Source organism: Rhizobium sp. TRM95796, assembly GCF_025779995.1.
GTDB lineage: Bacteria > Pseudomonadota > Alphaproteobacteria > Rhizobiales > Rhizobiaceae > Rhizobium_E.
The window spans coordinates 451,082-474,684 of record NZ_JAOXHE010000006.1 but is presented as its reverse complement, the minus strand read 5'-3'; the positions used below and the strand labels follow the sequence as shown (position 1 = coordinate 474,684).

Genomic DNA, 23,603 nt, shown 5'->3' with positions numbered 1-23,603 from the left:
CGAATGCGTGTTAGCCCATCTTGCATGAGCGAACCGCAAAAACTCCAGCATCGCCTTGCGATGGAATTCCTGTCCGAGGCTCCTCGCCCGAAGGAGGAGCCCATGGACTTGCGTTATCCGGTGAAGGATCCGTCGCGGCGTGATTTCTCGCCGCCGCTCGAACCCGATCCCGACGAGCTTCTCGCCTCCAACGACGCCGAAGGTCCGGGCGCGATGAAATACTGGGTCGCGGGCAGCCTGCTGGTGGCCGCGGCGCTGGCCCTGTCCTCCGGCATCGAGACCGGGCTTCTGGCGATGGGCGGGTTTCTGGCCGTCATCGCGCTGTCGAGCCTGTTCCTGCGCTCCTCGTCGCGTCGGACGCAGCCGCGGACCGCAACGCCCTCTTCCTCGCTTCAAAAAGTTTCTCCGCCCGAGGAGCCGTCCTCCGCCTCCGGCGACAACCGCCTCGCCGCAGGCGTGCTGATGGGCGCGATCCATGACGCGCTCGGCGACATCACCGTCTGCCGCAGCCTCAAGGGCGTCATTCTCTCGTCCAACAACACCTTCCGTCGCGTCAGCGGCTGCGAGACGCCCGAGGGCCGCACCTGCGAGGATCTCGGCATCCGCTTCGAGCCCGGCAAGATCAAGCATTGCTACGATGTGAGTTTCCGCACCCGCGAGGGTCTGCGCACCTATCTGTGGCACGATATCGTCACCCGTGATCCGATCATGGGCGACATGGTCGTTCAGTCCATCGCCCGCGACGTGACCTCCGAACGCTCCGACGCCGAAAGCCGCGAGCAGGCGAGGGCTCGCGCGGAAGAAGAAAGCCAGCTGAAATCGCAGCTGATCGCCACCGTCAGCCATGAAATCCGCACGCCGCTCAGCGGCCTTCTCGGCATGGGCCAATTGCTGTCCAACACCGAGCTGACGCCCGTTCAGGCCAATTACATCGCCGGCATCCGCGCCTCGGGCGTGGCGCTCGCCCAGCTGGTCGAAGATCTCCTCGATTTCTCCACCGTCGAGGCCGGACGCTTCCGGCTGCGGCCGCGCACCGAGCCCATTCGTCCGCTCGTCGAAGGCATCGTCGAACTCCTGTCGAGCCGCGCCCATGAAAAGGGCGTGGAAATCGGCGCCGTCATGGCGCCCGATCTGCCGGAAGTCGTCACCGTCGATTCCGCGCGCCTCAAGCAGGTGATCTACAACGTCGTCGGCAATGCGGTGAAATTCACCGAACAGGGCGGCGTCGTCGTCCATGTCGGCGTCGAAGCCGGCCAGCTGGTCGTCAGCGTCCGCGACACCGGTCCCGGCATGAACGAAGGCGAGCTCAAACGCATTTTCGACGCTTTCGAACAGGGCGACCTCAGCCGCGCCCGCGAAGGCGGCGTCGGGCTCGGCCTGGCGATCTCCGCCAGGATCATGAGCCAGATGGGTGGCGGCGTCACGGTCGAAAGCAAGCTCGGGCAAGGCAGCCTGTTCACCATCCGCATGCCCGCCGACATGCAGACCAAACCCATGCGCAGCGGCCGCGAACTCGCCGGCGGCCGCATCCTGCTGCTCGCGCCGGTCGGTCCGGCCGCCTCGGCGCTGGCCGAAACGCTGCAGGGCCTCGGCGCCGAGACGCATGCCGCCTCCTCGATCATCGACGCCGAAACGCTGCTGACCATGCGCGAGAAATTTACCGGCATCATCGTCGATCATCGGCTGGACGGCGAATTCACCGCCGGTCTCTGCCGCGACGCCAGGCTCGCCGGCGCGAAACGCGTCTATCTCGTCAATCCCGAATCGCGTCCCGCCCAGATGTCCGGCGTCGTCTATGACGGCTGGTTGATTCGCCCGCTCCGCGAACAGTCGCTGATCGACGTGCTCACCGGCCGGCTGAAGGGTCTCGAGGCCCGCGGCGCCGCCAATGACGATTTCCCGGTTCTCGCCGCCGAAGCGCAGGACGAGGAGCCGACCACCGGCCATCCCGCCGGACCGGGCTATTCGATCCTGATCGGCGAAGACGATCCGGTCAATGCGATGATCTGCCAGGCCATTCTCGAAAAGGCCGGTCACCGCGCCCGTCTTGCCGACACGTTCGTCAGGCTGGACGCCGCCTTCGTCGACAGACGTCCCGACCTGATCATCACCGACCACCACATGCCCGACGGCGTCTGCCTCGATTTCATCATCCGCCTGCGCGAGACGGAAGCGGCCGAAGGCTTGCCCTTCACCCCTGTGATCGTGCTCACCGCCGACGCATCGGACGCCACCCGCAGGGAGCTTCTGTTGCGCGGCGCCGACCTCGTGCTGTTGAAACCGGCCGAGCCCGACATCCTCAACGGCGCCATCCTGCGACTGCTCGGAAAACCGGCGCTTGACGTCGCGCACTAGTCTCGCTTCTATGCCGGCAGCCTGATACACGCGTCATCATACTGTCTCACACATATGGTTATAGAGCTGCATCTTGACGTGAAGGATGCATGCCATGACCGCGGAGCTCTTACAGATCAATTCCGACATCGCGCCGCCGCTCGATCCTTCGTCGTCTTTGTTTTCGGCCCGCGAGCCCGCGCTCGGTCGTATCGGCGCGCTGGAAACCCGTCTCGCCGTCTCCCGTCGCGAGATCGAGGCGGCGCAGACCATCCGCTACAAGATCTTCGTCGAGGAAATGGGCGCCAAACTGCCGCCGCAGGCTATGCGTCTCGGCCGCGACATCGACTCTTTCGACGAGATCTGCGACCACCTGATCGTGCTCGACACGTCCATCGACGGCGAGAGCCATGAGCAGATCGTCGCGACCTACCGCATTCTCCGTCATGACGTCGCTTTGGCCAATGACGGCTTCTATTCCGCCTCCGAGTTCGAGATCGCGCCGTTCCTGGCCCGCCATCCCGGCAAGAAATTCATGGAGCTCGGCCGCTCCTGCGTGCTGCCCGCCTACCGCACCAAGCGCACGGTGGAGCTGCTCTGGCAGGGCAACTGGGCTTATGCTCTGAAGCATGGCCTCGAAGTCATGTTCGGCTGCGGCTCCTTCCCGGGCCGCTATCCGGAACTGCATGCGCTGGCTTTGTCCTTCCTTCATCACAACAATCTCGCCAGGGACGAATGGGCCGTCCGCGCCCTGCCGCAGCATCACCGCCATATGGACCTGATGCCGCCGGAAGCCGTCAACGCCAAGCGCGCGCTGATGGCGATGCCGCCGCTGATCAAGGGCTACCTGCGCCTCGGCGCCATGGTCGGCGAGGGCGCCGTGGTCGATCACGATTTCGGCACCACCGATGTGCTGATCGTCTTGCCGGTGGAGAGCATTTCGAGCCGCTATCTCAACTATTACGGCGCCGACGCGCAGCGTTTTGCCTGCTGAACATCCACCCCTTCCTTCGGCAGGCCCGGGGCCGGACTGGCCGTTCGCTCCGGCATTTTCTTCAGCCTCTCCGGCGCTCGCGTCGGGGAGGTTTCTTTTTGGTCCGGCCATCGCGTGAACGGCAGGTCCGCGAGCTCGCGCGCGCTCATATGAAGAAAGACCGGGTCGAGAAACGGATCCTTCGCTTGGTCCTCGGTTTCTATCAACCACGCCGCGGCGCGTGAAAGCGCTTGTCCCAGCGCGCCGGGAACTGTCAGGCGCGTCTTTTCTTTCGTATCGATCATCACGTCATCCTCCGTCTGGCTTCGGCGAGATGATTTAGATATTCTCCTCCACGGTCTTCGTTTCAATGCAGCTCTTCAGGCTGTCGTTTTAGGTTTCCTATATGCGCAATCTCAACTTGGTTCATTTGAACGGTCTGAGGGCGCTCGAAGCGGTCGGCCGCACCGGCTCGCTTCTGGCCGCCGCCGACGAACTGGGCGTGACCCCGGGAGCGATCAGCCAGCAGATCGCCAAGGCCGAGGCGCAGCTCGGCAAGCAGATCTTCGAGCGCCGCCCCAAGGGCCTTGCGCTCACCGAAGCGGGACGCGCCGCCGTGCCCAGGCTCACCCAGGGTTTCGGGCTTCTCTCCGACGCGGTCGCGTCCATCCGCGGCGACAACGACCGCACGCTGACGATTTCGGTTGCGCCCGTCTTCGCCGCACGCTGGCTGGTGCGTCGGCTCGACGGCTTCTTCCGCCTGCATCCCGATATCGATATCCGCATCGACGCCACCAGCCGGCTCATCGACCCCGCCGCCTCCGACGTCGATCTCGCCATCCGAGTCGGCCGCGGCGACTGGCCGGGCGTCGAGGCGGAGCTGTTGCTGGAACAGGAGATTTTCCCGGTCCTCGCCCCGGCGCTCGCGCCCCAGCTCAAGGAGCCGCGCGATCTCCTCGCCGTGCCCACCGTGATCGACAGCCAGGCCATGTTCGGCTGGAATGTCTGGCTCGACGCCGTCGGCCTGCATGGCGAGGCCGTCACGCCGCGTCACCGGCTCAACGAAGCCTCGCTCTGTCTCGATGCGGTCATCTCGGGGCAGGGCGTGATGCTGGGCTGGCAGACGCTCACCGTCGACGCCATTCTCGGCGGCTGCCTCTCCGTTCCCTTTCCCACTCGCGCCCGCACCGGTTTCGCCCATTATATCGTCACCGCGAAAGGCGGGCGGGAAAGCGCGAAAGCAAAAGCCTTCAAGGCCTGGCTCAAGGCGGAACTCGCCGAGAGCATGGCGGCGCTGGACGCCGCCATCGGCCCTCACGAGCCGGCGTTATAGGCGGCGATCGCGGCCATATTGACGATATCGGTGTCCTTCGCGCCCATCGAGACGATCTGCACCGATTTGTCGAGTCCGACCAGCAGCGGCCCGATCACGGTCGAGCCGCCGAGTTCCTGCAGCATCTTGGTGGAGATCGAAGCCGAGTGGAAGGCCGGCATCACCAGCACGTTGGCCGGTCCCGAGAGACGGCAGAACGGATATTGCTCCATCAGCTTCGGATTGAGCGCGACATCGGCGGCCATTTCGCCGTCGAACTCGAAATCGACGCGACGCTTTTCGAGAATCTTGACCGCTTCGCGCAACCGTTCCGAACGCTCGCCCTCGGGGTGGCCGAAGGTGGAGTAAGCCAGCATCGCGACACGCGGCTCGTAGCCCAGACGGCGGGCGAGCCCCGCCGCTTCCTCGGCGATGTCGGCCAGTTCCTCGGACGACGGCATGTCGTGGACGGCGGTGTCGGCCACCAGCACGTTGCGGCCCTTGCAGAGCGCGAGCGACGCGCCGATGACCCGATGGCCGGGCTTGGCGTCGATGCAGCGCCTGACGTCTTCCAGCGCGGTCGAATAGTTTCGGGTCATGCCGGTGACCATGGCGTCGGCGTCGCCGAGCGCCACCATGCAGGCGGCGAAATGGTTGCGGTCGGTGTTGATCAGCCGCTGGGCGTCGCGATGCAGATAACCCTTCCGCTGCAGCCGCGCATAGAGATAATCGATATAGGCTTCGCGGCGGGTGGAGGTGCGGGCGTTGATCAGCTCGATGCCGGGCCGGGCGAGATCGATGCCGGCGCGTTCGGCGTTCGCCAGGATCACGTCGTCGCGGCCGAGCAGGATGGCGGTGCCGAGCCGCTGGTTGACATAGGCGATCGCCGCCCGCATCACCTGCTCTTCTTCGGCTTCGGCGAACACCACCCGTTTGGGATGGCGGCGCACACGCTCGTAGATCTGCTGCAGCGTCGAGGCGATCGGGTCGCGCCGGCTGTTGAGCGACCGCGCATAGGCGTCGAGATCGGCAATCGGCTTGCGCGCCACGCCCGTATCCATCGCCGCCTGCGCCACCGCCACCGGGATCGAAGAGATCAGCCGGGGATCGAACGGTACGGGAATGATGTAATTGGCGCCGAAGCGCGGCCGGTTGCCCTGATAGGCGGCGGCGACATCATCCGGCACGTCTTCCTTGGCGAGATTGGCGAGCGCGCGCACGGCGGCGATCTTCATCGCGTCGTTGATGGTGGAGGCGCGCACATCCAGCGCGCCGCGGAAGATATAGGGAAAGCCCAGCACATTGTTGACCTGGTTGGGATAATCCGACCGGCCCGTGGCCATGATGGCGTCGTCGCGGATGCGGGCCACTTCCTCGGGGGTGATTTCCGGATCGGGATTGGCCATGGCGAAGATGATCGGATTGTCGGCCATCGAGCGGATCATCTCGGCCGAAAAGGCGCCCTTGGCCGACAGGCCGAGCACCACATCGGCGCCGTCCATCGCCTCGACCAGCGTGCGCCGGTCGGTTTTCACCGCATGCGCCGATTTCCACTGGTTCATGCCTTCGGTGCGGCCCTGATAGACCACGCCCTTGGTGTCGCAGAGGATGATGTTGGCCGGATTGAAACCGATGGCCTTGATGAGCTCGATGCAGGCGATGGCGGCGGCGCCCGCGCCATTGCAGACGAGTTTGGTGGTCTTGAGGTCGCGACCCGTCAGGTCTAGCGCATTGATGAGGCCTGCGGCGGCGATGATCGCGGTGCCATGCTGGTCGTCATGAAAGACCGGGATGTCCATTAGTTCGCGCAGCCGGCTTTCGATGACGAAACAGTCCGGAGCCTTGATGTCTTCGAGATTGATGCCGCCGAAAGAGGGGCCGAGATAGCGCACGCAATTGATGAATTCGTCGACATTTTCGGTGTCGATCTCGAGATCGATGGAATCGACGTCGGCGAAGCGCTTGAACAGCACCGCCTTGCCCTCCATCACCGGCTTGGAGGCCAGCGCGCCCAGATTGCCGAGGCCGAGGATCGCGGTGCCGTTGGAGATGACCGCCACCATATTGCCGCGCGCGGTGTAATCGTAGGCCGTGGCCGGATCTTCGGCGATGGCTTTCACCGGCTCGGCCACGCCGGGAGAATAGGCGAGCGACAGATCGCGCTGCGTCGCCATCGGCTTGGTCGGCGTCACCTCCAGTTTGCCCGGCCGCCCCTGCGAATGGAAATCCAGCGCTTCCTGGCGCGTCACGGTGGGCAGGCTGCGGTCGCGCTTGGTCTCTGTCGGCATCAAGTTCCTCCCTCAAGGCTTCTGTGGGCGCGTCCCGTTTCGGGCGTCGCCCTTATTGTGTTTGGTCGCAATCCGTCTAGTGTCTTGGCTTTATCAGCCACCACTTCTCCTTTGTCAAAAAGAACAGTATGACGATTACCGACGCGCTCACGGTCGCCCAGCTCGCCTCGGAGGAAAGCCGACTTTCCGCCACGCCGATGATGGAGCAGTTCATCGAGATCAAAGCCGCCAATCCCGACAGCCTGTTGTTCTACCGAATGGGCGATTTCTACGAATTGTTCTTCGAGGATGCGCTTGAAGCCTCCCGCGCGCTCGGCATCACGTTGACAAGGCGCGGCCAACATCTCGGCCAGGATATTCCGATGTGCGGCGTGCCCGTGCACGCCGCCGACGATTATCTGCAGAAGCTGATCGGCTTCGGCTACCGGGTCGCCGTCTGCGAGCAGATCGAGGACCCCGCCGAGGCCAAGAAGCGCGGGGGGAAATCCGTGGTGCGCCGCGACGTGATCCGGCTGGTGACGCCCGGCACCATCACCGAGGAGAAGCTCCTCAATCCCGGCGACAGCAACTATCTGATGGCGCTCGCCCGCATCAAGGGCGGCGACCGGCCCGTCTATGCGCTGGCCTGGATCGACATTTCCACCGGCGTCTTCCGCGTCGCCGAAAGCGAATTGCAGCGGCTGCTCGCCGATATTCTGCGCATCGATCCCAAGGAGCTGATCGTTTCGGACCAGATGTTCCACGATGTCGACCTGCGCGGCGTCTTCGACGTGCTGGGACGGGTCGTCAGCCCTCAGCCCTCGGTGCTGTTCGACAGCGCGACCGCCGAGAGCCGCATCGCCCGCTATTTCAATGTCGGCACGCTGGATGGTTTCGGCGGCTTCACCCGCGCCGAACTCGCCGCCGGCGCCGCGGCCATCGCCTATGTCGAAAAGACCCAGTTCGCCGAGCGGCCGCCGCTCGGCCGGCCCGAGCGCGAAAGCACCGCCTCCACCCTGTTCATCGATCCCGCCACCCGCGCCAATCTCGAACTCGCCCGCACCCTGTCCGGCTCGCGCGAGGGATCGCTGGTCAAGGCCATCGACCGCACCGTGACCGGCGGCGGGACCCGGCTTTTGACCGAGCGGCTGATGTCGCCCTTGACCAAGCCGGATATCATCAATGCGCGGCTCGACGCCGTCGGCTTCTTCCTCGACGAGGCGCGGCTGCGAGACGAGATCCGCGGCGAGCTGCGGCGCGCGCCCGATATGCCGCGCGCCTTGTCGCGGCTGGCGCTCGACCGGGGCGGCCCGCGCGATCTCGCCGCCATTCTCGCAGGCCTCGCCGCCGCTCGCGGCGCCGCGTCGCTTCTCGCAGGCCATGCGTTGCCGGCAGAGCTCGACCAGGCGGTGACGGCGCTCGGCGGCGTTCCCTTCGCGCTCGAGGATCTTCTCGCCGGCCTGCTGGCCGACGACCTGCCGCTCTTGAAGCGCGACGGCGGCTTCATCCGCGACGGCGCGATCCCCGAACTCGACGAACTCCGCGAACTCCGCGACCAGTCGCGCCGGGTGATCGCCGGGCTGCAGGCCTCCTATTCCGAAGAGACCGGCGTCAAATCGCTGAAGATCAAGCATAACAACGTCCTCGGCTACTTTATCGAGATGACCACGGGCACGTCGGGCGCGCTGACCGAGACGCCCGAACGCCGCGCCCGCTTCATTCATCGCCAGACCACCGCCAACGCCATGCGCTTCACCACGGTGGAGCTCTCCGATCTCGAAAGCCGCATCGCGAATGCGGCCGAGAAGGCCCTGGCGATCGAGCTTTCCGCCTATGATCGCATGGTCAGAGCGGTGGTGGACGCAGCAGAGCCGATCAAGGCGGCGGCGAACGCGCTGGCCGTGCTCGACGTCTCCGCAAGCCTCGCGTCGCTTGCCGACGAGCAGGCCTATTGCCGGCCGCATGTCGACGACAGCCTCGATTTCTGCATTCGCGGCGGCCGACATCCGGTGGTCGAGCAGGCGCTGAAAAAGGCGCAAGGACCGGCCTTCGTCGCCAATCACTGCGATCTATCGCCGCTTGCGGGCCAGAAGAACGGCGGCGTTTGGCTGCTGACCGGCCCGAATATGGGCGGTAAATCGACTTTCCTGCGCCAGAATGCGCTGATCGCCATTCTCGCCCAGATGGGCTCCTATGTGCCGGCGGAGGAAGCGCGGATCGGCGTCGTCGACCGGCTGTTCTCCCGCGTCGGCGCCTCCGACGATCTCGCCCGCGGCCGCTCAACCTTCATGGTGGAAATGGTCGAGACGGCGGCGATCCTCAATCAGGCGACGCCGCGCTCGCTGGTGATCCTCGACGAGATCGGCCGGGGCACCTCGACCTTCGACGGACTGTCGATCGCCTGGGCGGCAGTCGAGCATCTGCACGAGGTCAATCGCTGCCGCTCGCTCTTCGCCACCCATTTCCACGAAATGACCGTGCTGTCGGAAAAGCTCGCCCGGCTCGCCAATGTCACCATGCGCGTCAAGGAATGGCATGGCGACGTGGTCTTCCTGCACGAAGTCGGCCCCGGCGCCGCCGACCGCTCCTACGGCATCCAGGTGGCGCGTCTCGCCGGCCTGCCCGATTCGGTCGTGGCCCGCGCCCGCGAGGTGCTGACGCTGCTGGAAGACGCCGACCGCAAGAACCCGGCGACCACGCTGATCGACGACCTGCCGCTCTTCCAGGCGGCGGTCAGGCGCGACGAGCCCAAGGCGCAGAAGGCCTCCGAGGTCGAAGCGGCGCTCAAGGCGATCAATCCCGACGACATGACCCCGCGCGAGGCGCTCGAGGCGCTCTATGCGCTTAAGAAGCAGTTGGGGTAGGGCGCGACCGCAGACGCGCCAAATCGCTCCGCCGGGTCATGCCACCCGGAGTTCCGCCTCATCCTCTCGCTTCGCCCATGAGGGCTCGGCCGGGGCGCGAAGAACGCCTCGTTTGTTTAGTTATAATATGACGCTCGTCGCGCCCCGCATTCGGCGGTTTGTGCCTCGAACTTGACGATCTGATCCGCATGCGCAGAAGCCATGCGGGATGTGCGCCTCTGAGGCGCGCCGTACTCTAGACGCCCTTGCGGGCGAGAATACCGAGGCAACGCTCGCGCGTCCGGTATCCCCGGCTTTTCTGGGGTCGTCGTTTCTCGAAGCCCCGGAGAAGGAGGGTTCACGTCGTCCCTCTTCCCCCAGCGCCGGCCCCACCTCGCCGCCACGCCTCGCGGTGTAGCCGATGATGGGACGAGAGACAGGATAGGGGGCGTAGGATGGTGGGGGATGAAAATATTGTCGGAGAGGGTGTTTTTTGGAGAAGACCCTCCCCCACCCCTCCCACAAGGGGAGGGGCTTGATCCGGGGTTGCCGCCTTCCTCCATCGCGACTGTACAGCGGAGAAGAGGCTGCATGGAGTTGGAAGGTGAGGCAACGTCAAGCCCCTCCCCCTTGTGGGGAGGGGTTGGGGAGGGGTTTCCCTCCACTACGCCGTCATCCTCGGCCCTGTGCCGAGGATCTAAGCCTTCAATAATATCAATACGTTGCAGATGCTCGGGACAAGCCCGAGCATGACGGCGGAGAGGTTGGAAGGATAACGCCAACGAGCGGCGAGACGAACGCAAAAGTTTGAAAATGCGTTGCCATTCGTGAAGCCGGAAAAGCATCGTTGTCACCAGGTCGGCGAGCGAAGACGAGCTGCGGCGAGCGCTATCAATATCACGAAATAGGAGAAAATGGCGCACCCGAAGTGTGTTGGGAAATGCCAAAAATCTAAGCTTAACTCCAGAAAAACATAGCGATTACAGATGTATAGAGCGAGGATTGAAAATCCTCCAACCTTCTCTTTGTACCAAATAGCGGAAAATTGGTGTACCTGCAAGGGCGAGATTTTCCTGATAATCCTCTCCCCGAAAACACACAGATGGCCCCCTCTGGCTCACAGCCGCCACATCGTCAGAGCCTTCTCGGCGGCAGTTGGGTCTTCAACGATCCGGTAAACTGTCTGCCGTGACAGTCCCGCCGTCCGGGCGATCTCCGCGACGCCTGTGCCCTTGGCTGACAGGTCCAGCACCGTTTTCATCTGTTCTCGGCTGTAGCTCGGCTTCCGCCCCTTATAGGCATCAGCGGACTTCTCCTTTGCGTTGGCGATGCCAGCCTTTTGCGCCTCCTTGGTGGCTTCAAGCTGGGCCTGAGCAGAGGCTGCCATGAAGCTGATCAGCGCATCCCTGACGGCCATCTGCATGGGGTCTCGGGTGGAGCCATCGAAGGTCATGTTGTTGATGATTGTCCGGATGACGACGCCACGCCGGATGAACTCGCGAATGGTGTCCGTGACATCCAGATAGTTTCTGCCAAGGCGGTCCACCCAGCGAACGACAAGGATATCGCCGGAGCGTAGCATGTCGAAGAGCCGCCGTCCTTGCGGTCGTTCTCTCATGGGCACGGACATTCCGGATACGCCTTCGTCGACAATGACATGATCGAAGGTGAAGCCGGCTTGCTCGGCCTGGGTTTTCTGGTGGGCGATGGTCTGCTCCGACGTGGACACGCGGGCATAGAGGAAGGTGGCCATAGCGACTAACCTGTCTGTCCGTTGAACATGCGTCCGAATGAATATCTGTCCGTAAGTCGAAAGTCAATCCTATCGGACGCTCAACGGCGGCTCGAAGAAGAGACCGAAAAGGTATACCCTAGTGGACGGCTTCGCTTCACAGCGGATCGTTGGTTATTGACGCAGCGGCAGAGAAATGAAGTAGCTTAGCGCACCTAACAATCCGGAGGAGCTGGATGCTGGAGGATGAGGAACAGAGCGGAAAGCTTATCGTCCTGCGATCTGTACAGGATGCGGATGCGCTTGTCGCACGTCTGGAAATGGCGGCGGCTCAGACAGCCGAATGGGTCGCGGCATTCAGAGGCAGACCATTGGATCTGATCCGCCACATGAAATTTGACACGATCGGATTTCATCCGGTTGACCACCACCCGCTGAATGTCATTGAGCAAGTCAATCAGACGTGGACATATGTGGTCGCAGCGCTTGCGGCGCGGAAACTGTTCGAACTCCATCCTGAAGCAGGTGCGCTCCACCTTGCCCCTGGCGCCCATGCTTCGCAGCCGTTGGACGTGATGAGCGAGGTGCAAGGCCTCGTGGGCGCGGAGACCTTTGCAGCGGTCAGACCGGAGAACAACGCAAAGCTAGCGAAGGACTTGGCCAAACTTTCGGCGAGGCAGGAGACGCATCGCTATATCTTCTTCATGTCGCCGAAATATCCCGGCACCCAGCGGCTTCCAAAGCTTGAGCGCGATGGAGTACAGGTTTGGTCGGTCGATATCTCCTGAGATGAAGCTGACATCCCGGCGTGGCAGCAGTGCGCTAGAGCCACCTGGGACACCCCACGGGGGGGAACCGCCAAACTTGATTATTGATCTTGGGGTCTCAAATTTTTCCAGAAAACATCGGGACGGAGATGAGCCCAAAACGGCAATGCCTACACGCCTTGCCGCCATAGAGATTTCCTTGGGGTGTTATATTCTTCCGTATAGGCCTAGGCGACCAAGGATATAACACGATCATCATCTTCTACCTGACCGAAGCGATTGTTCTTCAGGGCTGCCGCCTCGCTGCGCTGCTTGGCCCGTATGGCGAGAAACCGAGAGACAAGAGGCTGTGAGACATCCAGGACGGTTCCGATTTGCTTCTGGGTAAGCTCGGGGAAGAAATTTTCCAGCCAGTAGATCATCATTTGTACAGACATGTCCGTCCCTCGATAGGCAAGGTATTCGTCCAAGGCTTGTCGTGCTTGCTGAACTGGCTCTGTGAACCTCTCGCGTTCAACAGCAGATAACGCCTCTGCCCAACGCTCTTTGATCCATTCGAAAGCCTGGGGGCCAATGACGTCAAATGGATACTTATCGCGCTTACGTTTCAGTCGCTTTCCCCAACCCTTCTCCACAACCCAGTCTGCAATACGATGACGGCTATTGCTGCCGCCGCCTTCGACCTGAAGGAACCCCATCTTCCTGAGTACGGTCGTTGTCTGACGGCGACCTAGACCAAAGACCTCGCCGAGTTCCCTGATCGTGATCCAGTCTCCTTGATCGACCGAGATCAGCTCGCCCGTCTTCCGGTCCAAGATCTCCTGTTGGTAAATCATGGGACGACAATCTCCCCTCCAGATTTCGATCCGATGCTGCATGGCTGACCGACGATGCGGACAAGGGGGCGATGAGGACGATGATCGTCAATCCTGGTGACATAGTTCATGGTGATGTCCTTGGTGGTTGTTTTCTTTTAAGGAACGCCCTCTCAACCCATTGAAAATAAACGGCTTCTCGGCTCGTTGATCCGGGTCAGGCGGATCAAACCGACGTCGCTGTTTCGCTGGAGGGCTTGGATGGAGGTGGACGTCCTGACAGAACCCCCCCCGGAAGATCGAACGGACCAGAACTATGTCTGATCGGTTCGACCACCGAGGGAAGTCAAGACATCATGGTCGCGTGTCTCACCACACGCCCTTGGTCGGGGCGACAATTGCCTGTCTGGTGATGAGACATTCCGGCCCAGGTTGTTGGACCGAGGAGCTCGATCCGACAGCAGGGGAGAGCTGCGGGCGGCCTGGGGGGCTCCTATAGGTGTCCCTAATTCGAAGCGTCTTCCTCCTTATAGCAGGGGCAATTCCTCGCCGGAGAGAAGCATCGCATATGCTGTGCCCCAGCCTCCAGTTCCATCCAGCGGTCCACGACGCGGGCAAGAAGGATGACCGAGTAACCGGAGGTAAGGATCGTGGTTTCACGCTTTGGTAGAAGGAACTTGGTCTGGTTCCGGTTCATGCCGTCGAGATCGATGCATCCAAAATTGGATACATCTTCTCCAAGTTGATGCAAAATCACATCGATGTCCCACTTTACGTCGGGATGACGCTGGCCGATGGACCCGATGTACTAGCCAGCAAAATTGCTGTTTACTTCACCGAACTCCTGTCCCCGCGCCTTGGAGGCTAGGGCTCCAAGTGGGCTGTGGGTTTTCCGTACGGTACAGATAACGCCGTAGTTGCTCAGCTCATATTCCTTTCGCTCAATCATCACGGTGGCGACATAGACCAAGGTTCTGGACCAGATCGGTGTCGAGGACGCCAGCACGAAGGACTACCGAATAGCCGGAGGTGAGGATTATGGTCTCGCGCTCGGGGAGATTGAAGACCATTTGATCACGTCCGGAGGAGTCGGGAACATTGGCTGAAAAGTAAGCCTATCTCAATGAACATCTTCCAAATTTCCGTGAGGACGTTCTTGTGTTCCTTCTCGGTCAGCTCCGCGATCTCGCGGCTGGACATGGTGAGGTCGGACAGGACGCCTGAAAGCTGTCCGATCTTCTCGGCCTGATCCGCAGCGAGACGCAGTGCCTCGGCGAACGTTCGGGGGACTGCCGGGGTCTGCGCGACAGGAACCAACTGACCACGACGGTAGGCCATGAAGGTGGCGATGACCTGCTTGCGGACGGCTGCTGCGTTCTCTGTTCGCGCCAAGATGCAGACCAGACAAGCCTGTTCTTCGTTGAGGTAGTAGGCGGTGCCGGGGCGTCCACGCTTTCCGCTATTAATCGGTGCCGTGCCGATTATTCCATACGTACCTAGTTCGCCAGCGTTGCGGGTGATCAGCGACCGTGTGTCTTCAAGCTTCCCGTAGCCCAACTGTTCGGCCAGATCGGTGTCGAGGACGCGGGCTTCGTCGTTGATGGAGTGGAGGGTATTCCCTGGTGTCGTCCCTCAAGATCTGTGGTTTTGCAGTTGCATAAGCATTTTTCAACGTATCGCGTATAACCAGAGGTAGGTGCGTTGAGACGATGGCCTATTTCGTTTTGGGCAATTGTAAGCTATAGAGCGAACATAACGATCGATGTCCTCGGCAACCGATGTAAGGACGTTGGGGTGGTAAGAATATTGAATAAATCAAAACTTAAAGTCGTTGACCTTTTTGCTGGCGCTGGCGGGTTTTCCTTGGCCGCCGTGCAAGCGGGATGCGAGATTGTTTTTGCGGTCGAACTCGACAAAAACGCAGCCACGACTTACAGGAACAACATCGGGGTGAAGCATCGCTGTGAGAACGTAGTCGTTTACAATCAAGACATTACCTCACTAAGCGCGACCGGTCTGGCTAAAAAGCACTTTTCCGAATTCGACTGCGATCTGCTACTAGGTGGTCCGCCATGCCAAGGCTTTTCTACACACAGGATCAATAATGCTGGTGTCGATGATCCGAGAAATGGGTTGATTCATGACTATTTTGCTTTTGTGCGCAGCTTGAAGCCGAAGGCATTCCTGATGGAGAACGTTCCGGGCATGTTGTGGCCGCGGCACAAAAGCTACCTTGAGGAATTTTACACACAGGCGCATGACAGCGGGTACGTTGTCCACCAGCCCCATAAACTGGATGCCCGGGACTACGGTGTTCCGCAACGGCGGCAGCGGGTCTTCATTCTAGGCTTCCGCGAGGACATTGCCACCGATGGCTTCCAATGGCCGCCTGCGCCGACTCATTGCGATCCAGAAACTGTGGCGACGACTGGCCTTGTGCCTTGGCTGTCATGCAAGACCGCGTTCGAAGACATGCCCGAAGATGACATCAATGGCGTCCACATGAACCACGGCACCGAGTTGATTGCTGCATTTAAACGTACGCCAGTAAATGGCGGGAGTCGGAAGGATTCAGGAAGGGTGCTCGATTGCCACGTGGGTCACGACGGGCACCACGATGTCTATGGTCGTATCGATCCTACAAAGCCCGCTCCGACCATGACGACGGCGTGCATCAATCCGTCTAAGGGCAGGTTTGTACACCCGGTTCTGCCACATGGAATCACCGCCCGTCAGGCGGCAAGAATCCAAACCTTCCCGGACGACTTTGTCTTCGCTGGTGGTTTGATGGCAGCCGGCAAACAAATCGGCAATGCAGTTCCAGTGGTGTTTGGGCAGCACCTCATCCAGTATATAAAGACGTTGCTTGTTCGCAATTTTGCAGAAGAACAGAGGGTTGGCGTATTGCGGAAGCCAACTGCCGAGATTGGCGAGTTGGTCGACGCATGAGGACAGTTGGCTTCAAGACCAGGGCACGCACAGTTGATCACCTCGGACGCGAACAGATTGCTGACATACCAACGGCCATCTCTGAATTGTGGAAGAATTCTTACGACGCATACGCTAGGTCGGCGTCATTAACCATCTTTGATGGCGAACCGTTGGTGGTGACCGTTGCCGATGACGGTCATGGGATGAATGTGGATGAGCTTATTGATCGCTGGTTGGTGGTAGGTACAGAATCGAAGCTATTTGGCGACGGTCGATCGGACGAAGATCGTGATGGACTGGAGCTGAGAACGCGACAAGGTCAGAAGGGCATCGGTCGACTATCGTCGGCGCATTTAGGCCCATTGATGCTGCTGATGACCAAGCGAAGGCGGCAGAAGTTAGCTGCAGCTCTGATCGATTGGAGGCTTTTCGAGAACCCGTTCTTGATTTTGAGCGACATCGAAATACCGGTTGTAGAATTCGACCATGTAAACGAAGTCCCTGAATTCCTCTCTCTAATGGCCGAGGCTTTGCTGGAGAATGTCCTTGACACCGGCCGGACGGACGAGAGATCCCGGAGGATAGTAGGTGCTTGGACCCAATATGATCTTGCCGTCCAGGAAGAAGGGCGCAACGGCGATAAGGCAACGCCTACGCAAGCCATTGTAGCGGCTTGCAGATCGTTAAAGCTGAATAACGACTATATGGCGCCGTGGGGTGTTTGGTCAGGAGCCCGTGATAAGGGCACCGTCATGGTGGTCTATGGCGCAAGTGACGAGTTTGCCGCACTCTTGCCAACCAACAGTCAGTTGGCGACGGCGAAGGATGATAGAGCCCGTTTCGAAACGACTTTAGGTAGCTTCGTGGATCCGCTCTATGATTCCGCCAGACCCGAGGTCAACGCGGCCAAACCTGACTTCGAATACGGTGTTTTCGTTTCCTCGAAAGGCCACACGAACAAAATCATTGGCTCTGCAGCCGAGTTCAACAGATCGCTTACAGATCGGATGGAGCACATCGTCGATGGGCGAATCGACGAGAAAGGCGTGTTCAGGGGGCAGATCAAGTCCTTCGGTAAGTGGCGTAAGGTGGGTAGCGAATATGTGATCCCTCCGCCAAAGGAATTCGTTGTGCCGAGCGGTGCAGGGACTTCGCTCGGGCCCATAGATGTATATATAGCGACCTTTGAACAAGAACAAAAGAACTCGACTCACACGCCAATAGAATTCGAATATCTCAAGCAACACGCCTCTCCCCATGCTGGCCTGATGATATACCGAAACGGATTGAGGGTGCTGCCCTACGGTCGTGAAGACAACGACTTCTTTGAGATTGAGAAGCGCCGAAGCAACCATGCGGGCCGAGAATACTGGAACGCTCGACGCATCTTCGGGCGTATTGCTATCAGCAGGGAGCGCAATCCCAATCTCAAAGACAAAGCAGGGCGCGAAGGCTTCATTGTCAACAAGGCCGCCAAATCCCTGAAGATCCTAATCATCAACATTCTAAAATCGTCTGCATACGACTATTTTGGAACCAACGCTGAAGATCGAGGCGCCGAACTAGCTGAGACTCAACGCAATTTTGCCGAGCTAAAGGCAAAAGAAGCGCAGGCAAAGCTACGCCAGAAGCAGCGTAAGGAGTTCCGAAAGAACCTCAGGGCCCGGACCGCTAGCATCCCGTCAGTATCGGAACGACTGAGGGCGGACATCACTGAAACTACGATCAAGGTTGCCGAAGATATCCCTGTCGCACAGGAACGTCTTGAGGTGGCTCAGGCCAGGGTGGCCGAGCTGCGCTTACCAGGTGCGCCGTCGCCGCTGGGTACTCTTGAGGACGAATATCGATCCTATCGTCGCGCGATGACCGAACTGAACCAAATGGTCGCAGAATTTTCGATGAGCATCGCTAGCGCTGTAGAGCGGATACATCCGCCGTCGCCCGAAGAAATCCTGCTTAAGCAGATCCAGCGCAACGAGGGGCAACTCACTTCTCGTGTCACGCGTTGGGCCAGGGAAATTCGAGTGCTGCAGGATGCGGAGCGCGTTCGGATCAGCGATCTTGTCGCGGAGCGAAACAAGCTCCTGCGTGAGGAAACTATGCCGCTGATCGGGCAGACAGCCGATGGTAAGTTGTCTCTAAATATTGCATCTAGATCTGTCCTTGAGGCAAAGAACAGGATTGACAGCGAGAATGAGCTGTTGTTCCAAAACTATATTCTGGCACTGGAGAACCTAAGGGAAAGTATCGATCTTCAGGCAATCGCCATCCTCGGGGGTGACGAGAACAGCGAGCTGCGTAGTACTGTCGATCGATTAAACGGTCTAGCGCAGCTTGGTATAACTGTAGAATTTCTTGATCATGAGCTCCATTCCCATGACGCACTTATCGACGACAGTATTCAGAGGCTCCGGAAGAGGTTAGGAAATGATAAGGAGCTAGAACGGTTAGCGACGGGTTACGCCGGTCTCAAGCAAATTCTCGATTTTCTCGGACCTTTGCGTATGGCGGGGCGTCCGCAACCACGCGATCTTAGTGGAGACTATATTTATCGATATGTCGCAGATTTCTTTGGTCGCACTCTTGCCTCCAACGGCATTGAATTCGTTGCCTCTACTGCTTTCCGACGCTTCAGTGTTTTCGATCAACCCTCACGACTGCTACCAGTTTTCGTAAACCTCGTAAACAATAGCATTTATTGGTTGATCAATAGCCGAGTGGAGGAACCAAAAATCGTTTTGGATGCTCGCAATGGCGAGGTGATAGTAGCAGACAATGGACCCGGTGTAGACGAAATTGATCTAAAACGGCTGTTCTCCCTGTTCTTCTCTAGAAAGATAGAGGGCGGACGTGGTGTGGGCCTTTACCTGTCCCAGGCAAATCTCGCCGCCGGAGGACACACTATCCGCTACGTACAAGACGATGACAGGAAAGTTTTGCCTGGTGCAAATTTTGCGATTATTTTTCGGGGAGCGAACATAAATGGCTGAGTTGGGAGGGGTGGCGGCTGGGGAACCCAAGGCGACGTTTTCGGATCTAGTCAAACAGGCCTTCATTGATCCAATTCGGTCGGTACTCATTATCGATGATCAATACCCGACGTGGGAACAGATCTTCAGTGAAGAAGGCTATGACGCTTCCAACAGCCGGTGGACGCCCAAGGGCAAGATCTTGAAAGTGGTAAAACAGTTTCGGAAGATGTCCCCAGCGCTGACAGTGGACATTCACGATGGCCAGGAAAACAATGGTATTGGCAGCTACCTGCACCAGTCGGACCTTCTTGTCCTCGACTATCAACTAGAGAAGAATGAACCTCATGGTGTCCGCGCGACAGAGATTATCGCCGATCTGCTGGAGAACAATCATTTCAATCTCGTAATGATCCACACGGCGATCGGCGACTTGGTCGATCCATTCAATACTGTTCTAATGTCGCTCCTAACGCCGTTGAACATAAAGCAGGCCAGGGCAGATCAAGGCCAGAAATTAATTGAAAAATTGGAAGACAGTGGGGACGAGCACTTTGAGGATATTCTCAAGGATTTACGGACGGCGCTTAATGCAACAGCTTATATCGGGCTTCGGCGTCATTTATTCGATGGAGGCAAGCAAGCCGATTTTTTGAAGTCCGCTGCGGAGTTGGAAAGTTACCGCACCATTGTCGGCAAAGCCGAATGGGATGTCAATCAAAGCCTCATGGTCATGGATTGGGGCATGTTGCTGCATGACAAAAAGGTCGCTGCCTACAAAGCTTCGCCAAGAGACCTGCGGTGGAGCGTACCCGGTAACCGGCGCAAGGCCTGGATTCGCACCAATGGGGGCTTTATTGCTTTTGCCGATAAGAAGAACACCGAGTTACTCAAAATTCTCCAAGCTGCAATTGAGGATTGGCGCCCCTCACCATCAAGGCTTATGTCTTCTCGCATACGTTCCGAAATCAGCAAGCAAGGCGCAGGTGCCGAAGACAATGCACTGAGCGATAAATACGCCTATTGGCAGTACTATCAAGAACTTCGCGGAACGCCCCTCGACACCTCCCCCATGGCTCAAAGGAACCGTCGAAAGACCCTGTTGGAGAGCCAGGCTGCACGTCATACAGAGCGGCTACTTGATCTCATCGGTAACAAAGCCGTCGAGTTCGGCTTAAAAGTCTTGGAGGCGGATCCGACCGAGACTAATGCTAAGCTTCCAGGGTTCTCCAGGAATTACGCAGTTAAGTCTTCCGTGCGAATGCGTGACAAAGCACGTTCTCACTATAACGCCCATATATCGACAAAACAGCTCTCCGGCTGGCATCTACACCCGGGTCACATATTTAAAATTAGTCAGGAGATGTGGGTGTGCCTGTCCCCATCCTGCGACCTAGTGCCAATGCAGAAGACCTCCGCTGCCGTCCAGAATTCAAGTGCAGCTTCCGTGAAACCTTTCATTGCAGTAAGGTTGCATTCCAAGCAGTCTTATTCAACCTCTGAGGTAAACTCGAATACGTTGATTTTTCTAAAGGATGGCGATGCCATTAATACGTATAGCGTCTATCCCAATGGCCGCGAATTCGGTTCACCGATTTGGCGTCTCTTCATGGCTGCGGACTTCGGAAAGTTCGAAATCGAAGAAAACCGCACCGCCAAACTTGACCTTAGCTACCTCTCGGGCAAGGGGCAAGAAATGGAGGTTGAAAGGGTCGAAGCCAAGCTAATTGGCCAATTGCGATATGAATATGCGTTGAATCTGATCCAGAAGTTGGGAGTGGAATTCACGAGGATTGGACTAGACTTCTCGGCGCCAGCGGGTTGATCGCTGCCTATTAACCTATTCAAGGAGTGCCTAATGCTGCTTCGCGGTGTAACAATAGGGTGCTGCTGAGAGAAGAATCTGCGAGTTCATCAGTTTGAATGAGGCGCGGGGCAAGTCCAAAGAGTAGTCAACATGTTTGGCCAATATACTGGGATTGAAGGGGTCGACGCCGGGCATCAGAGCGTTCCATCCTCCTCCCAGTCGTACACGCGCACCAGTCTTACAGCGATGAGACGTCGAATGCGGATGCCCCCGAAGTCGACGCCTTGTGCTGTCAGCCAGTCGGCAGAGAGGAATGCCTTGCGGCCATAAGCCTCGCAGCGGAAGAAGGCGGCGATTTCATCGAGTTGGACATCGCCGTATATGGTGATGAGGTCGGCAGGCCGATAGCAATGCGTGATTGAGCAGGCATGGCATTTGATCTTGACCAGCATGCCGTCTGTGTTGGCGTCCGAAAGGCTGTAGCGGGGAGCGCCGATGCGAATGCGCCGCATCAGTCCCTCGCCATCGCGCCGATGATGAAGCGGTTGTCGCCCTTGCTCTGGCATCGGGTGCAACGGAGAAGAGGCTGAAGACGGGTATGTCGAACCTCACCATAGCGGCGCTCCAGATCGTATCAGTCGAGCCAGGCCTCATGGGTGCAGCATGAACAGAGACCACCCAGTCGCTGCCACTGTCGCAAAGACCGGAAGTTCGCCCGAGGCAGCCCCTCGGCACTTTCGATGCGTCTGTCCTCAGAACTTAGGGAAGTAAGTAGAATGGAACGATGGTGCCACATCGCGATCCTCATACACGCTCATAGCGCGGCCTCCATCCCCGGCCCATGCCGTGGCTGATGAGGCCGGAGGCGGTGTAAAGCTGATCCCTCAGTAAGTCGGCATCGAGAAGCAGTTCTTCAATCGCTTTGCGATAGCCGTCCTGGTAGAAGTCGAGGACGCTGGCGACAATGTCCACTTCAGGCTGATGCCCCTCGGTCTGCTCCGGAATGACCGCGCCAAGATCAAGACGCAGTTGTTCGACCGCCGATGTCGCCATGGGACGTCTCTTTGAATGTGATAGGATTGGGTTCCGCGATGCGGATAATGTTCCTACATTGTTCTGGCTTTGCCGCAGAGTCAAGAGTGTATTCGCTTCCGCGAAAGTTCCCGCACCCAATCCGGACTAAGACATCTTTCGTTGGCGGCGACCAACTTCACTCCAGCCCGAACGCCCTCTGCATCTGCTTCGTCAGCACCTTCAGCCGCGCCACGCGCCCACCGTAGACCTTTTCTCCGGTCCCGGCATTGAGATGCCCGAGAATGGCGTTGCGGTCGACCTGAGGAACCTCTGCCTCGACAAGCCGGTCTGACATGCCATGACGCAGGGAATGGACGACATAGTGGCTATCCAAGGTGAATGCCCGGATGCGCCTCCGTAGAGCTGCGCTGGCGTTGGTCGGGCCCTGTGCACGGAAGTAGCGCGGAAAGACAGCTTTGCTGTTGGCTGTTTCCTTCAGCGCTGCCTTGGCCGCTTCCAGAGCATCACCGACCAGCGGCACTTCGCGTTTCGAGGACGCATTCTTCAGCCGCCGCGTCTCGTTCGGCCTGATCTTGAGGTGAGGAAGATCGCCCTCGACGTCGATATCTTCGATAAGAAGGCCGGTGATCTCAGCGATGCGGCAGCCGGTTCCCTCCAGAAGCCTCCAGATCAGCTGAAGCTCGATCACGGATGTCGACAGGATATCAGCGCGGATCTTGCTAAGTAGCGTCTCAGGGATCGGCAGATGCTCCTCCATGGGGTCAGACGCGCTCTTCGGCAAATCCAGGCTGCGGAAGGGGTTCTTCAGATCGGCCTGGGTTTCCTTGATGAAATGCGTGAGGATGCCCGACAGCGTCGCAAGCTCTCGCTTGACCGACGACGGCTTCAATCCCTTCTTGATGAAGTGATCCCGGACCTTGCGGGCGTGGTCTCGGGTAAACCTGTCCAAGGGCGGAGCAGGATCAAGAGCGGCCTTGACCTCGCCGACGATGCGTTCGACCCGGCGCAGCGCTTTCCTGTATTCGAAGTCGTTGCCTCCGAGCTTGTCGGACACGTAGAGCTTCATGGCGTCGTCGATGCTCGCTGGAGGAGGAGACGCTCGGCCTGAGAGGATTTCGACCTTCAGGGCGTCCTTGGGGTTCTCAAGGATCGGATCGCCCGTCTCAGGGTCTTCCGGTACCCTGAAGAGAATTTCATCGATAACGACCTCCCGCAGATCAGATGTGTCTGGGTTCTTGGCGGCGTTCAGCGGATCTGTGATGCCCAGTTCGCGCAGCTCGTCCACGACCTCCCAGAACTGCTGGAGCTTGGTCTGGACTTCGAGATTGCCTCGTCCGGCCTTGCGCTTGGCCTCTGCCAGCAGCTTTTCGAATCGCTGATGGACAGAAGGGTAAGAGCGCAGGGCTTCCTCCCGGGTGCGCCCGAGGGGAGCGACAAGCTCGCCTTTGCCGATGATTTGCCTGAGAGAGTCTGGGACGCGTCTGCGATATCGAAACCGCTGACGGTTAGCCTGTGGTTCCTGAACGTACTTCAACACCAACCCCATGGTGGACCGCTCCATGTACTGAATTGTGTACCGGAAGGCTGCCTATCATGCTGCAAACGTTGATTTTATTGGACAAAAACGAAGAAAATGGCGCACCCGAAGAGATTCGAACTCCTGACCCCCAGATTCGTAGTCTGGTGCTCTATCCAGCTGAGCTACGGGTGCTTGCCTGACCGCCGTCGTTTCCGGCGGTGTGCGGCTCTACTACTGCGCGGCTTTGAGGATTGCAAGCGGCTTTTTCAAATAAATGCAACAAAAGCCGTGGGAGGTCG

At 59.2% G+C, this 23,603-nt stretch carries 16 protein-coding genes and 1 tRNA gene; 8 read left to right on the top strand and 9 right to left on the bottom strand.

Going from position 1 to position 23,603, the window contains the following annotated elements:
- Positions 1-102 precede the first annotated feature (102 nt).
- Together OCK01_RS16330 and OCK01_RS16325 are read left to right on the top strand one after the other, a co-directional pair.
- Complete coding sequence (locus tag OCK01_RS16330; RefSeq protein WP_263824834.1) at positions 103-2,355, top strand: hybrid sensor histidine kinase/response regulator; 2,253 nt, start codon at positions 103-105, stop codon at positions 2,353-2,355.
- Positions 2,356-2,449: 94 nt separating this feature from the next.
- Entirely contained in the window at positions 2,450-3,328 is an 879-nt protein-coding gene (locus OCK01_RS16325) for a GNAT family N-acetyltransferase (protein WP_182827688.1), read from the top strand.
- Here OCK01_RS16325 and OCK01_RS16320 read toward each other — a convergent pair.
- Complete coding sequence (locus OCK01_RS16320) at positions 3,295-3,612, bottom strand: hypothetical protein (RefSeq protein ID WP_263824833.1); 318 nt, start codon at positions 3,610-3,612, stop codon at positions 3,295-3,297. The two genes, OCK01_RS16325 and OCK01_RS16320, sit on opposite strands and share 34 nt — an antisense overlap.
- Before the next feature lie 101 nt (positions 3,613-3,713).
- Here OCK01_RS16320 and OCK01_RS16315 point away from each other — a divergent pair, with 101 nt between their 5' ends.
- The gene (locus tag OCK01_RS16315) at positions 3,714-4,640 is read left to right on the top strand and encodes a LysR substrate-binding domain-containing protein (RefSeq protein WP_263824832.1); all 927 of its coding nucleotides are present in this window, start codon (positions 3,714-3,716) and stop codon (positions 4,638-4,640) included.
- Here the strand turns inward: OCK01_RS16315 and OCK01_RS16310 are convergent.
- Positions 4,622-6,907 (bottom strand): NADP-dependent malic enzyme, encoded by a 2,286-nt coding sequence (locus OCK01_RS16310; protein WP_263824831.1) that lies wholly within the window; start codon positions 6,905-6,907, stop codon positions 4,622-4,624. The two genes, OCK01_RS16315 and OCK01_RS16310, sit on opposite strands and share 19 nt — an antisense overlap.
- Positions 6,908-7,035: 128 nt before the next feature.
- On the opposite strand from OCK01_RS16310, the gene mutS reads away from it, so the two are divergent.
- Positions 7,036-9,750: a DNA mismatch repair protein MutS gene (gene mutS / locus OCK01_RS16305; RefSeq protein ID WP_263824830.1), complete on the top strand. Its 2,715-nt coding sequence runs from the start codon at positions 7,036-7,038 to the stop codon at positions 9,748-9,750.
- Positions 9,751-10,846: 1,096 nt separating this feature from the next.
- On the opposite strand, the gene OCK01_RS16300 is transcribed toward mutS, so the two are convergent.
- Complete coding sequence (locus OCK01_RS16300) at positions 10,847-11,482, bottom strand: recombinase family protein (RefSeq protein ID WP_263824829.1); 636 nt, start codon at positions 11,480-11,482, stop codon at positions 10,847-10,849.
- Positions 11,483-11,697: 215 nt separating this feature from the next.
- Here OCK01_RS16300 and OCK01_RS16295 point away from each other — a divergent pair, with 215 nt between their 5' ends.
- Positions 11,698-12,249 carry a hypothetical protein gene (locus tag OCK01_RS16295; protein ID WP_263824828.1) on the top strand — a complete coding sequence of 184 codons (552 nt, stop codon included), beginning with the start codon at positions 11,698-11,700 and terminating at the stop codon, positions 12,247-12,249.
- 206 nt (positions 12,250-12,455) lie between these two features.
- On the opposite strand, the gene OCK01_RS16290 is transcribed toward OCK01_RS16295, so the two are convergent.
- Both OCK01_RS16290 and OCK01_RS16285 read right to left on the bottom strand, forming a co-directional pair.
- Positions 12,456-13,064 carry a hypothetical protein gene (locus OCK01_RS16290; protein ID WP_263824827.1) on the bottom strand — a complete coding sequence of 203 codons (609 nt, stop codon included), beginning with the start codon at positions 13,062-13,064 and terminating at the stop codon, positions 12,456-12,458.
- A gap of 1,053 nt (positions 13,065-14,117) precedes the next feature.
- Entirely contained in the window at positions 14,118-14,600 is a 483-nt protein-coding gene (locus tag OCK01_RS16285) for a Rha family transcriptional regulator (RefSeq protein WP_263824826.1), read from the bottom strand.
- A gap of 237 nt (positions 14,601-14,837) precedes the next feature.
- Between OCK01_RS16285 and OCK01_RS16280 the strand changes: the two genes are divergently transcribed.
- The 3 genes from OCK01_RS16280 to OCK01_RS16270 are packed head-to-tail and all read left to right on the top strand — an operon-like array spanning position 14,838 to position 20,768.
- Positions 14,838-15,992: a DNA cytosine methyltransferase gene (locus OCK01_RS16280; RefSeq protein ID WP_263824825.1), complete on the top strand. Its 1,155-nt coding sequence runs from the start codon at positions 14,838-14,840 to the stop codon at positions 15,990-15,992.
- Positions 15,989-18,964, top strand: coding sequence for an ATP-binding protein (locus tag OCK01_RS16275; protein ID WP_263824824.1), 2,976 nt, complete (start codon positions 15,989-15,991; stop codon positions 18,962-18,964). The genes OCK01_RS16280 and OCK01_RS16275 overlap by 4 nt, the downstream gene beginning before the upstream one ends.
- Positions 18,957-20,768: a response regulator receiver domain gene (locus OCK01_RS16270; protein ID WP_263824823.1), complete on the top strand. Its 1,812-nt coding sequence runs from the start codon at positions 18,957-18,959 to the stop codon at positions 20,766-20,768. Before OCK01_RS16275 ends, OCK01_RS16270 begins: the two co-directional genes overlap by 8 nt.
- A 176-nt stretch (positions 20,769-20,944) precedes the next feature.
- Here the strand turns inward: OCK01_RS16270 and OCK01_RS16265 are convergent, their stop codons facing one another.
- From OCK01_RS16265 to OCK01_RS16250, 4 genes are all read right to left on the bottom strand, one after another.
- Positions 20,945-21,262 carry a hypothetical protein gene (locus OCK01_RS16265; RefSeq protein ID WP_263824822.1) on the bottom strand — a complete coding sequence of 106 codons (318 nt, stop codon included), beginning with the start codon at positions 21,260-21,262 and terminating at the stop codon, positions 20,945-20,947.
- Between the two features lie 292 nt (positions 21,263-21,554).
- The gene (locus OCK01_RS16260) at positions 21,555-21,803 is read right to left on the bottom strand and encodes a hypothetical protein (RefSeq protein WP_263824821.1); all 249 of its coding nucleotides are present in this window, start codon (positions 21,801-21,803) and stop codon (positions 21,555-21,557) included.
- A gap of 157 nt (positions 21,804-21,960) precedes the next feature.
- Positions 21,961-23,331, bottom strand: coding sequence for a tyrosine recombinase XerC (gene xerC, locus OCK01_RS16255; RefSeq protein WP_263824820.1), 1,371 nt, complete (start codon positions 23,329-23,331; stop codon positions 21,961-21,963).
- An 88-nt stretch (positions 23,332-23,419) separates the two neighbouring features.
- Positions 23,420-23,496: transfer RNA gene (locus OCK01_RS16250), tRNA-Arg, on the bottom strand.
- Positions 23,497-23,603: the final 107 nt, after the last annotated feature.